Here is a 12,885-nt window from a genome sequence, read left to right as displayed (position 1 = left end):
TGGTGAGCCTTACTTCTGCACCAATCTATAAAGTCCTTTTCCTTCTACACCAACATACAAATAGCCATCGTTACCCATTTCTACATTACGTACACGACCAATGCCTTCGGCAATTTTTTCTTGTCTTACCACTTTATCGTTTTCGATTACGCAACGCACCAAATAACTGAACTTCAATGAACCAACAATTAAATCGCCATCCCAGCCCGCATATTTAGCATTCTGAACAAAGGCCATTCCGCAAGGAGCAATTGACGGCACCCAATAAGTAACGGGCTGTTCCATCCCTTCCATTGCCGTTTTATCTGTAATCGCACCACCACCATAATTTTCACCGTAGGTAATCACTGGCCAACCGTAATTCTTTCCCTTTCCAATAATATTTACCTCGTCTCCTCCTTGTGGGCCATGCTCATGTTCCCAAATGTCACCCGTTTTTGGGTTGGTTGCCAAACCTTGAGGGTTTCTATGGCCGTAAGAGTAAATCGCTGTTTTTGCGTTAGCCGTATTCACAAAAGGGTTGTCTGAAGGAATTGAACCGTCATCATTCAATCGATAGACCTTCCCTCCATCACGTGTAATATCTTGAGGGTTTACATCCCGATTACCTCGGTCGCCAATCGAAAAGTAAACATGATTTTGGGCATCGAAGGCTATTCTACTTCCGAAATGCTGACCCGCTCTTGTGTTAGGTGAACCCTTGTAAAGCACTTCGTGATTATCAAAAGAAGAGCCGTTCCATTTTGCTCTTGAAAGGGCTGTCATTGCTCCGTCACCCTCACCTTCTGCACTGGCAAAAGTAAAGTAGACCCATTTATTCGATTCAAAATCAGGATGAAGCTCGATATCCAATAGTCCACCTTGTCCTCTTGTTGTGCTTTGAGGCCCTCCTGAAACTTCCTTGTTCACCACCTTACCATTCTCAATCAAGACAATAGTTCCTGCTTTCTCAGTAACCAATATTTTACCATCAGGAAGAAAAGCCATTCCCCATGGATTACTTAATTCGTCTGTTACCAACTCAGGCACTAAATCACTGGCTTGAGTGGGTTCCGTGATTTCAAGTGGTCCACTGGTGGTTTGAGCATCACATGAAAGAGTGAAGAAAATTGCAAGTGCGAAAAGAGGTTTAATAAAGGACATAGCTATTTTGTTTTATGCTTACAACGTTAAAAATAGGGTATTTTGTTTTGAAAACTAATTCTAAAACAAAGCAGATATCTGAACCCTGCCTAAATGCACAATTGGATTGCCTTCTGATTTACGGGCATCATAACGAAGAAGCAATTGGAGTCCATTTCCAACTTTCTGTTGCCAGTTCAGGTTCCAGGTAAGGTTACGACCTGGCCGAAGCGCTTCTAATAGTTCGTAACCAGTAGGTGAGTTTTCTTGCCCAGTAAAATCAATATTAATGTACTTGAAATTGGCACTCAAGGTAGTTTTAGCCGCTTTAGAAAAACGAGTGTCAATTGAGAATTCATTGATTTTAGAGCCTTCATTACTGTTTTCAGAAAAAACATTCTTCTTTTCTTTATTGGCATAAGTGGTCGTGAGTCTGAAAAAATTGCTAGGCTGCCATGAAATTGCCGGCTGATAAACCTTGCTCTGAATCAGGTAATTTCTTTGGGTAAGTACATCCGAATTACTTGCTCTTTCGCCAGAAATAAAAGTAAGATCGAGATTAGTTTGGTAGTTCACATTCCAACGGACATGAGCTCTCAATTCGTCATTATCAATACGCTCAAAGCCATTCAACAATAGTTGTCGATTCTCTTGCTGCGCAAAGCCTAAATCAGCCGCAAAGGCCGCTCTAGATTGATTAAAAAAGAGGGTCGAACGCAGGGTTTGCCTGGAAGATAAAATCATATCATCTGCCACGTTTATAGGCCAAAGTCTGGAAGCTAAATCTTCGTCTGTGATTTTAGAGTTCAACGTATAGGCCGTTGTATTGGTAAAACGTGCCAAGAGCTTTTTCAACCCTCCTTCTTCAAACCAAGTATTGGGCGTTTTCATTCTTAAGCGATAGCTGATGTTGGTATTAAAAGCCTCTTCATAATTATCGGTGGGTACAAAAATCTTGGCATAGTTCTTTTCATCGGGGTTTACAGCAATGTAGAATTCATTTAGGTCTTGTACCCCATCATTATTATCGTCACGCCAAGTATGTGTTCCTTCTCCAGTTGGTACCTGAATAAAGATAAACTCTCTACGGAGCTCACGGCTATTGGCCAGGTTATACGAAAGTTCTGACTGAATTGAACGATCGAAGAAATTCCCCAACCAATCCACTCGTCCCATGATGGTGCGGTCATTCCTATCCTCTCCGGTTTGGTTTAAATTTTCTAAATCTCGGTAAGTGAAAAGGGTTCGTAGGGTTTGAGTTTCATCTATTTCAGTATTGAAAAACGCAGACCAAGTTTCTGATCTATTGCTGTTAATCAGCTCACCGTTGAATGGTGTTCTATCTTCCCGAACTTGGTATTCAACTCCATAGTTCGTGGTAAGGCTTTCATCATTTTTCAAATAGAAAGTATGTGCTTCAAAATTCATTGAAGACCGTACAATTTCATCCGTAGTGGTGTTAAAAACCTCATTTCGATCTACTTGATAACGGTAGCCCGGAATTAACCACTTGGAACGAATAGACAAATCGGTGGATAACCTTTGCCATTCTGAATACAAGATTTGCTGATCATTATTCATAGAAAAAGCATCTACTTTTAGTCTAAAAATACCGAGCTCTTTTGCTCCTTTAAAGTATTGCTGAAAACCATCTACGGCCTCTCCTCTTTTTCTTCTCACAAACCGATAATCTATATTATTGAGGGCATCCTTCTGCAAACCAGCCTTGGCCTCCAGAATATTCTCGGCAAATTGTTCTTCAAAATCAGTGGCATTGAAACTCCAATCGCGATCAAATTCTATATACCGCACACGGTCGATAAATGAGAACGCATCGTTATTGAATTCGTATGAAGCACCTGCATTGAACTTATAGCCTTCGAGCCCTTTTACGGGTCGGTTTACAGATTCATAGATGAGCTTATAGGCCATTCCTCTATCATCCTCTGCATCCAAATCTGATAATAGATTGAGGTCGTTTTTAGAGAAAGCTACTTCGCCACTAAGTTTATCATATTGATTTAACTTGGCACCCGCACCGAGCGTAACCATTTGCTTTTGGTTGGGCGCATTTAGTAGCGAAATGGGTTCATAATCTCCTTGCAGCTGGCCATTTACAGGCGCTACCCATTTATAAATTCGTCCGTTGGTGGTAGAGTTAATTAACACGTAATTACCACTACCTTGCCCTAGCAAAGTAAACTGGACATTGAAAAAGGCAGAATCTGGATTGGTGGAATATTGAAAAATATCGAATTCATTTCCCAAATTATCCGTGCCAATTGTTTTTCGATAAAGGACAATATCTGGCCTGTATTCAAGGCTATCTACACGAGATGTAAAGGCTTGATTCAGATCATCGCCCGCATCGGCTAAAATTCGTTTTTCTTCCAAACTCAAATCAAAAGCCAACGGTTGATTTCGATTATCCTTCTCCCCATAATAGTTAAAAGAGAAATCGAGTTTATCGTTGGATTGGTAGTGACTGGCTTGAAAAATAGAACGCGAATAGTTTTGGTCTGAAAACTCAAAATCAATCCTAATTCTACTGAATTTGGTAATGAGCACTTTGTTGGTGAAAGTAACTTCGCCCAAATTATAATCGATCACATAATCATTATCAAAACCACGGGTGAGTTCTTCTCCATCTACAAATACTTTTTCAGAACCTGCTATTACAATGATGAAACGCTCATTGTTTGGCCCTCGAACTCGATAAGGTCCGAGGACGCCTTCTATAGGATCCACATTGATGGAGGCAAACCGGCCTTTGGCTACTGAGGCCGCAAAAGTGGTTTCCGCCTTAAAGCCATTCGCCATTTCGTATGCCGTTTTAAATTGCGCTCCCTGAACATTTTTGTAGTAGCGCAAAAAGTTGGAAGCTCCATTCTTGAGCACTACATCACCGGCTGTTAATGACCATTTATCGTTATAAAGCTGAATGAAAATATTGTCGAAATCTTGTAGTTGTTGCGTGTTTCCTTCTGGCTGAAAAGGCACATTTCTATCGGTAATTACTGCACGTAAATTCACATTTTCTGTCAACTGCCCCTCCATCTGCAGATTTAGGGAAGAATTCACAAACACATCCTGTTTATTCCCGAAGGAAATTCCACGAGTAATACTCCCTGTTTTTGAAATGTTTTGGGTAGAAAAAGCTTCTTCGCGTTTCGGCATGGCCAATTTTTGCTGGTAACGAATGGCATCTTTGAACAAGGCAGTAGAGTCATAAATGGCCAGTGTTTTATTCGCGCGTTTGGTATGTAAATCATAGGGCAAAGTGCGGAAACAAACGATAACCGAATCCAATGTAGGATAAGAAATACTGATGGTATTGGTATTTAATTGAAAGTTGAATTGGATATTTTGCCCCTCTAATTGCGCCACTTTTATGGATTCAGGAATGGCAGTAAGCGAATCGAGCACGATTGGTTTACCGTCAGTTTTCACCCATTTGCACTGTTCTTCTGTTTGGGCAAAAAGCAATGGCCCAAAGAGGATTAAGCAAATACAAATAAATATGCCACGCAACACTATTAATCGCTTAATGGAAACTCTAAGAAGAATGTGGTACCCACGTCTGCCACAGTTTCGAACCATATACTCCCTCCTGCATGCTCTACCCCTCGTTTGGCAATGGCCAAACCGATTCCAGAGCCTTCAACCTTTGTACTAAATTTAGGGATAAAAATTTTGTCTTGAATTTCCTCTGGAATTCCAAAACCATTATCCTTCACGCTAATAATCGCTTTAGAATGGGTTTCCTCCAGGCTGATTTCGAGCTTTGCCACGCGCCCTTCTGGCATGGCTTGCAGCGCATTCAGGATTAAGTTGTTGAAAATTCTACCCAACAGATTGGCATCTCCTTCAATCCAAACGGGGTTTCTAGGAATATTCGGAGTAATTTCCACTTCGTCATCGGCCTTGAACAGGCGTACTACTTTACGCAATGAATCCGCCAAATCCAGCCTTTCGTTTCTTGGAACTGGCATTTTTGCGAAAGACGAAAAGGATGTAGCTATATCGCTAAGTGATTCAACTTGGTTTAAAATACTATCAATTGGTTTATTGAAATCTTGGTTCAGCCCTTTACCCTCGGTGAGCACTCTTTTCAGATGCTGTAATTTGAGTTTCATCGGAGTGAGTGGATTCTTAATCTCATGTGCTACTTGCTGTGCCATTTCACGCCAAGCACTTTCTTTTTCGCTCATGGCCAACTCCTTTTTACTTCGTTCCAAGTTCACCAACATGCGATTGTACTCACGTACCATCAGCCCAATTTCATCTTCAGCACTCCATTCCAAAGGCTCATTAATATTGGAAAAAGTGGTAGCCTTGATTCTTTTGGTGAGGTAAGTAAAAGGATAAGTAATGATTTTTGATGCCAAAAACGACAGCAATACAAACACTATAAAAATGAAAGTAAATGAATTAAGAATATTGGAAATAATATCGGTTTGCTGCCGCTTAAGCTGCGTTTGCGACTCAAAAAACGGCATGCTCAAAATACCCAATAATTCATTGTTCTGAGACCTTATTCCAACATACGTAGATTGATACTCTAATTCGCCCACCCTTTCTGTATACAACCTTTCACTTGATCGATTTTCAATAATTTCGGCCATGGCTTTAGGGTTCACGAATGGAGAGAGAATTTGATTTTCAAAAATCATTCGTTGATTGGTGGCAACCAGTACTCCTTTGTCGTTGAATAGGTTAATGTCGGCCCTAGAGTATTGGCTGATTTCTCCCACCCTATTCTCTAAGGTTTCATTGTTCTCGCTTTGGCTGTCTAAAAACTCTTTTAGCGTAACGGTTAGGTTTGAGCCAGCGCTTTCAGCTACCTCCAAGTAATTCTCTTCAATGTTTTTTCTTACCGTTTCGTTTACCAGTCTGAGTACAACAATACTTACAATAATAAGTGGAAGGAAAAACGCAAAATTCAGCAGAATTTGAACTTTAGCGGCAATAGTTACCGTTCGTTTTCTGAGGTTATAAAACAAAGCACTGGCTAAGAAAACCAAGATGATCATTCCCACTATAAAGAGAAAGAATAGCGAGAAATTGGTAATCATAAAGCGCGTAGGATAAACAGGGCTACTGATAATAAAATACTCAGTAGCGTCTCTTCCCTGAACGGCTAAATGTGTATAACCACTCACTAACAAGCCTTTACCAAACAACTCTGGATTATCTTTCCAGTTACTCGGAAAGTCTTTAGCGTAATTAAAATCACCAACATTACTGACCATTTCACCATTTTGAAAAAGGGCATAATCGAAATGACCGTTATCTGCAACATTACTACTTTCATCAAAAAGCAAACGAGGAAGAATACTGTTGTTCAATTGTTCCTTTTTAACCAACTGGATGATAATATGTCCCACCACAGTATTGTAGCGCTCAATATCCATAAACACATAGTAGTGATTGGATATGGTAGGAAAGCGAAAACTTAAAAAATAAACACCTTCTTGATCGGTCCGATACTGATCTTGGCTATATAAGCTATACGAGGAATAATCGTTGGAATTGGAATTATTTATAGGTCTCCCGGAGCCGTTGAACAGCATAATTTCAATATCATACTTATCGAAATATTCCCCCAAATACGACCTCCGTATTCTTTGTCGGATTAACTGTTTTGGCGAAAAAACACTTGAAATATTCGTTTGAATAAGTATATCATCTTCAATCTTCTTTTTCGCTTCGCCAAGCAGGTACTCTGCGGTTTCATCTTTACTAGTGAGCAATTCTGTGGCGATGCTCACTTTATCTTGCCTGTCCACTTTTTTAATATCTTCACCCAAAACCAAGGTACTTACCAAGGCCACTGCGAAAGATGCCGTAAAGAAATAGAGGAAGGTGTTATAACTAAGCCTTTTGATCTCAGACGGGAATTCCAAACGGACAATCAACACCAGGTAAATAATGTAAATGGCCAAATAGGCAAATAGACTTTCCTTTAAAACCCAGCCTAATATCAACGAAGCAACTAAAACGATGGCCAAACCAACTTGAAAAGGAGTCTTATTTTTTAGGTTAATAAACCTTGTTGCTGCCAGTTGGGTCAGCAAAAAGAACATCACTCCTTGTATGAAAATCACAAAGTAGTTGATGAGCTTATAGATTGTTAGATTATTGTCTTTGGCGATATCCAGCTTCCATTGCGAATTGCTAAGCATGGAATGGAGTTCATAAGTGAGATAATAAAAGGAGAACATGGATAAGGCCAGTATTCCAAAGAATTTCCAATCGTACCGAGTTCCCTCATTTCTATCGTGAAAATTTAAAAAGCCATACACAACTACCACCAAAAGGCTGATCTGATTAAGCAGAAGGTCACCTAGTGAGGGTTCAAAATAACTTGCGGCAAAATGCACAGGATCGAATAAGCCATAGGATCGTACACTATAAGGCAGTTCATAACGGATCATGAGTGCCCTTAAAGCAAAGAACATTAGTGCAAGTAAACCTAGCGCATAGACAGGCTTGCCTCTATCGTTGAGCAAAGCCGAATAGAAAAATGCCGAGCGAACATAGAAAAATATGCTTAGCGCAAACATTAAAATAATAATTGTAGAGTAAACAGGGTAATCGATTTTCATTAAATCAGTTCCTGTAAAAGAAAAAAGGTAAACGCCTTGCTGTGAGGAAATTCTATTCTTTTCAGGCAAACTCTCATCTGCACTTAAATCATAATTTGATTTGCCGAAGATTTTCTGATTAAGTCCTGTATTGGCAAAACTTTCTGTTATTGGAACATCAGACTTGAGTGGAAGAAAGCCATAAATCTCTACAATTCTGTTTTGGGCGCTATTAATGGTCGTCTTCTTAACGATGAATTTATCGTTTCCTAGTTCTAAATAGCGGTATTGGAATAGGCCCTCTAAGGTTCCATATTTAGGTACAAAACGGTTGGTAGACCAATAGATCACTTCTCCATTTTCATAAATAAAAATTGGAAACTCATTACTTACCTCTAATCGATTGAAAAGCCTGCTTAGGTCAACAATGGCTTTGCTTTCAACAGACCTTACTTCTTGGTCTAGAATTGAAAGTTGTGTTTTAATATTGTCAGAAATGGTTTCTTGAGGTTCTACTCTCCTCTTCCTGTCCGAAAAAATCACTTCATCGATAATCAGCGTTAGGGCCAATATACCAATGCACAGTAAAAAGTACCTGTGCTTCTGAAATTCAAATTTTCTCTGTTTTGCCAACAATCCTTTTGCTATTCTTTTAGAACAGGCTTAAAGTACTAATTATTTTGTTTAGGAGTGTACTTAAAACCTCCAAAGGCATAAAGATAGAAAACACGACTATAGCGATACATTAAGGGGTAGAGTAAAATTACCTCGGTAATAATAGCAATGAGGTAAGTATTCTCATTGGCGTCTTCAATTGTATGGTAAATAATAAATGCACTAACTAAAAAGAGACCTACAGACATTGCATAACTAATGTACATGGCTCCATCGAAAAAGCGTGGTTCTTTTTCGAACCTTACACCACAACAGTCACATTCCTTTTTCATAATAAGGAATTTCCGAAGGTTATAAGCTTTAGATATAAATAGTTTGCCTTCACGGCACTGAGGGCATCTAGCCTGTAATACTGCTGAGAGCTTTGTTCTTTTGACCATTCCGTTTGCTAGTTCTATACCAAAAGTAGCCCAACACCGCAAAAAGGATATAAGGTGCGACAAAAAGGTAGAGTATACCTATGTTTAAATTAGAAGCAGTTGTTGTATCACCACCTGCCACAGAAGACTCTAAAGTTCCTCTACACATGGCACATTGTGCATGGGCTGACACACTAAAAATAGTTAGTAAAATTGTCGAAAGGATAATTTGTTTAACTCTTCTCATGATGTACCAAAGTTAAAGGTTTTTATACTAAAACTGATAATAAGGGCTAATCATTAAATAAACAATAACACCTGTTACCGACACATATAGCCAAATAGGATAAGTATACTTCACTATTTTCTTATGCTTATCAATCATATTGCTCCAAGCGTAGAAAAAGGCCAAAAGCACCAAAGGAACTACTCCTATTGATAATACAATATGGCTAATCAGGAAAAAGTAATAAACTGATTTTATTGCGCCTTCTCCTCCAAATGTAGTTGAAGGTGCAGAAGCATGATAAGTTACATAGCAGAGTAAAAACAGTGCACCTAAAACAAGTGCAGCCGTGTTAAATTTTCTATGCAGACCAACGTTCTTTTTTGCCTTAATAGCAATTAACGCAAAAATTAAACACAGCGATGTAAGCGTGTTGATCACCCCGATAACATGAGGAAGATTATACACCCAGTCTCCTAAATCAAGCTTTTGTGGCAGCCCTAATAGCACTGCTACTGCCAACGGAATGGCTACGGATAAAACCTTTATCCAAAGCATTGATCTTTTTTGCTTCAAATCAACTTTATTCATTTTCCAAATCTATGGTTTGTAAAATCCTTAACTCAAGTATAAGCCTATCAGTTTCTTCTCTCTCCATAATATTATAGTAGCCTCTAATTCTATTTTTAGCATCTACCAAAACTACTCTATTGTCGAGGTCTGACATTACCATACCACAATACTTTAAATTAGACCAGCTAGTTGAATCAAGCTCTTTGAAGTGCCAGAACTGATCCATAAATGTGACCCGCTGATTATAACCCGTAATTGCATCGGTTTGGATTGAGGCTTGATTAAGATACGACATCATTTTAATGTCTGGATTGTTATAAAACACGTCCTGTACTTTTTCTAGCTCTTCCAATCTAGTTTTTAACACTGGGCCGTCCATTCTTTCAAAATGAACCACTTTTGTGATTCCCATTTCTAGCTCTGAACTTTTCACTATATATTGGTCAGTATTTCTTTCTAAGCAGGTTACTTGACGCAAAGTATCTCCAATTCCATTAGAATAATAGATTGGAATTTGAAATCTATTTTCCCCAAAACCCTTCAGAAAGAGAAAGATAAGTGCTGGTAATAAAATCAACAGAAATAAGTATATGCCTTTCTTATTCTTCATAATACTCTGATCAACAAAAAATCAGACCAATTGCTCAGTCTGATTCTATAATATTATTAGATATAGCTCTTATCACTAATGACTATCATCGACTTGCTCGGAACCAGCTGGATTATAATCCACTATTCCTCTGCTACTTTTTACCGCACCGCCTTCTAATTCTACAAGCGCTACAATAAGCCATACGATGAAAATCATAGGTAGTATTACTGAATATATTAAGCCTTTCACCTCGTGTCCTAAGTGCATAAATTCACTTACGATGTAAAAAGCCTTAAGAATAGTAAGACCTACGAAAATCACATTTCTAAGTAAGCCTGCATCCATTGTGAATGCAAATACATACTCGATAGCGGTGATGATCGCAAGTATACCTGCAATCTTCCAAATACCGCGAATTTTATTCTTATCTACTGGTTGTACAACCACGTTTGATGTTTGTTCCATAGTATATAAATGTCCTTAGATCAAATAGAAGAAAGTGAAAACGAAGACCCAAACTAGATCTACAAAGTGCCAATACAAACCAACTTTTTCAATCATTTCATAATGGCCTCTCTTTTCATACATGCCATTGGCTGCATTAAAGAAAGTAATAATATTGATGACTACTCCAGAGAATACGTGGAAACCGTGGAAACCAGTAATAAAGAAGAATAGCGCAGCAAAAGCAGGCGGTCCGTATTGATTGAAGCTCAAACCTGCCCCCATAATTTCATAGTCCTCTACCCATCTGCCGTTTAAGAAAACGTCTCCGATAGTAGCAACACCGCTTCCAGATATAAAGTGAGCCCATTCCCAAGCTTGGCAACTTAAGAATGCAATACCACCGATAATAGTCCAAAGCATCCATTTAACCACGCCCTTCTTATCCATTCTCTGACCAGCTTCTACAGCCAAAACCATAGTCACAGAACTTAGAATTAGAATGAAGGTCATTAAACCTACAAAGACTAACGGCCATTCTTGACCATGTACTCCTGGAAAGGCATCATACACCTTTTCTGGAATTGGCCAATATTCGGTAGAAAACACGAAGTCATCTGGATTTCCTTTATAAGCTGGAGCACTCCATCTTATAAATGCGTATGCGATCAAAAGACCAGAGAAAGTAAAGGCATCTGAAAGCAGGAAAAACCACATCATGAGTTTTCCATAGCTCGCCTTAAGAGGCGCAACCCCACCTGCCCATAAGCTCTTGTTGCCGACTGTAGCTGTAGTAGCCATAGTTAATTGGTTCTAGTTAATGGTTAAGTAATAAAAATATAAACAAGTATATCCAAAGTCCGCCTAAGAAGTGCCAAAAAGTTGAGCACATTTCCATGTTCAACATGTTTTCAGAGTTCACCTTTAGCTTGAAAGACGAAATTAACAGATATAAAAGATAAATCACAGCGGCCACTAAATGTAGACCGTGTAAGCCTGTAAAGATGTATAAGAAGCTCCCCGCAGGATTACCTACAAAGAACACACCTGCATCAACCATTTGCCCCCAAGCCATAAACTGACCTATAAGGAAAGCCAAACCCAGAACAAAAGTGATACTTAATGCTATTCGTACTTTTACAAAATCATTCTTTTTTGCAGAAAGGTATGCCCAATGCATAAACCCACTACTTACTATAATGACCACAGAAGTTGACCAAAAGAGAGATGGCAAGTCATATTCCAACCAATTTCCACTGGCCTGTCTCACGATGTGAGCACTGGTAAATGCTGCAAATATCATTACCACAGTTACGATGAACAACCACATCGCAAATTTCTTTGGATGCATTGAAAGTGGCTGTTCCACTTGGCTATCTACAAATTGATAATTATCTGTCATTATTTCACCATGTCCAATAAGTAAGCAATCTGCACGATCGGTAAATAGAGAAATGAACCAAACATAATTCTCAATGCTGATTTTCTCGATTGATCACGCATCAACTTAATCGTCTGCGCTAAAAACAAAACTCCACAAATGGTGGCCACTACTCCTGAATTAACTCCAGTAATGCCAAAATAGGTAGGCAATAAACCAAGTGGAATTAAGAATAGTGTATATGTCATTATCTGAAAAGCAGTCTTCATATCTTTCTCTCCTTTTACAGGAAGAAGTTTAAAACCTGCCTTTTTATAATCTTCATCGGCTACCCAAGCAATTGCCCAAAAATGTGGAAACTGCCAAATAAACTGGATACCGAAAATAATCATTGCTTCATGGCTAATCGCTCCTGTAGCAGCTACCCAACCCAACAACGGAGGTAATGCCCCTGGAAAAGCCCCCACAAATACGGCAATTGGCCCTACTCTTTTCAATGGTGTATAGACAAAACTATACAGCACCATAGACAGAATAGCCAAACCTGTGGTTAATAAGTTAGTAGAAAAATAAAGTACAAGAATACCCATCACCGCTACAATGGCTGCAAAGGTCAAGGCTTCATTTTTAGTAAGTCGGTTGGTAGGTAAAGGGCGATTCTGCGTGCGTTTCATCATCGCATCATATTCCTTTTCGGTTACTTGGTTTACTGTGCAAGAGGCACCTGAAACCAAAAAACCACCTATAAATAATAAAATCAGTTGGGTCCAGTCAACATTGCCACCCATGGCCAAGGTATAGCCAAAGGCTGAAGAGAAAGCCACCAAAAGTGATAGCCTCATTTTAACCAACTCTAAATAAGCCTTGGCCTTTTGAGCGATTAATTCTCCTACTCCAATATTTGCAGAACTACCTGATATCATTCA

Annotated in this window: 11 protein-coding genes; all 11 read right to left on the bottom strand. The window is 39.1% G+C overall.

What is annotated here, in order from left to right:
* Positions 1–9: 9 nt before the first annotated feature.
* Positions 10–1,143 carry a PQQ-dependent sugar dehydrogenase gene (locus tag MB14_RS10385; RefSeq protein WP_062591473.1) on the bottom strand — a complete coding sequence of 378 codons (1,134 nt, stop codon included), beginning with the start codon at positions 1,141–1,143 and terminating at the stop codon, positions 10–12.
* A 60-nt stretch (positions 1,144–1,203) separates the two neighbouring features.
* The gene (locus tag MB14_RS10380; protein WP_132644015.1) at positions 1,204–4,656 is read right to left on the bottom strand and encodes a DUF8818 domain-containing protein; all 3,453 of its coding nucleotides are present in this window, start codon (positions 4,654–4,656) and stop codon (positions 1,204–1,206) included.
* A 2-nt stretch (positions 4,657–4,658) separates the two neighbouring features.
* Positions 4,659–8,342, bottom strand: coding sequence for a sensor histidine kinase (locus MB14_RS10375; protein WP_062591471.1), 3,684 nt, complete (start codon positions 8,340–8,342; stop codon positions 4,659–4,661).
* Between the two features lie 38 nt (positions 8,343–8,380).
* Positions 8,381–8,764, bottom strand: a complete 384-nt coding sequence (locus MB14_RS10370) for a DUF983 domain-containing protein (RefSeq protein ID WP_084376041.1) — start codon at positions 8,762–8,764, stop codon at positions 8,381–8,383.
* Positions 8,724–8,990, bottom strand: a complete 267-nt coding sequence (locus MB14_RS10365) for a CAMCR motif-containing small membrane protein (RefSeq protein ID WP_062591469.1) — start codon at positions 8,988–8,990, stop codon at positions 8,724–8,726. The genes MB14_RS10370 and MB14_RS10365 overlap by 41 nt, the downstream gene beginning before the upstream one ends.
* 27 nt (positions 8,991–9,017) lie before the next feature.
* Positions 9,018–9,527 (bottom strand): DUF420 domain-containing protein, encoded by a 510-nt coding sequence (locus tag MB14_RS10360; protein ID WP_246032588.1) that lies wholly within the window; start codon positions 9,525–9,527, stop codon positions 9,018–9,020.
* A 25-nt stretch (positions 9,528–9,552) separates the two neighbouring features.
* Positions 9,553–10,152, bottom strand: coding sequence for a hypothetical protein (locus MB14_RS10355; protein ID WP_062591467.1), 600 nt, complete (start codon positions 10,150–10,152; stop codon positions 9,553–9,555).
* Between the two features lie 75 nt (positions 10,153–10,227).
* Positions 10,228–10,581, bottom strand: a complete 354-nt coding sequence (locus MB14_RS10350) for a cytochrome C oxidase subunit IV family protein (protein WP_311316241.1) — start codon at positions 10,579–10,581, stop codon at positions 10,228–10,230.
* A 33-nt stretch (positions 10,582–10,614) separates the two neighbouring features.
* Positions 10,615–11,379 carry a cytochrome c oxidase subunit 3 gene (locus tag MB14_RS10345; protein ID WP_062591466.1) on the bottom strand — a complete coding sequence of 255 codons (765 nt, stop codon included), beginning with the start codon at positions 11,377–11,379 and terminating at the stop codon, positions 10,615–10,617.
* Between the two features lie 16 nt (positions 11,380–11,395).
* A complete protein-coding gene (locus MB14_RS10340) occupies positions 11,396–11,980 on the bottom strand; it encodes a cytochrome c oxidase subunit 3 (RefSeq protein ID WP_062591465.1) in 585 nt (194 codons plus the stop codon).
* Positions 11,980–12,882, bottom strand: coding sequence for a heme o synthase (gene cyoE / locus MB14_RS10335; RefSeq protein ID WP_062591464.1), 903 nt, complete (start codon positions 12,880–12,882; stop codon positions 11,980–11,982). Before cyoE ends, MB14_RS10340 begins: the two co-directional genes overlap by 1 nt.
* Positions 12,883–12,885 lie beyond the last annotated feature (3 nt).

Source organism: Roseivirga ehrenbergii, assembly GCF_001593005.1.
In the GTDB taxonomy this organism is placed as follows: Bacteria; Bacteroidota; Bacteroidia; order Cytophagales; family Cyclobacteriaceae; genus Roseivirga; species Roseivirga ehrenbergii.
This window is presented reverse-complemented; position numbering and strand designations above follow the sequence as displayed.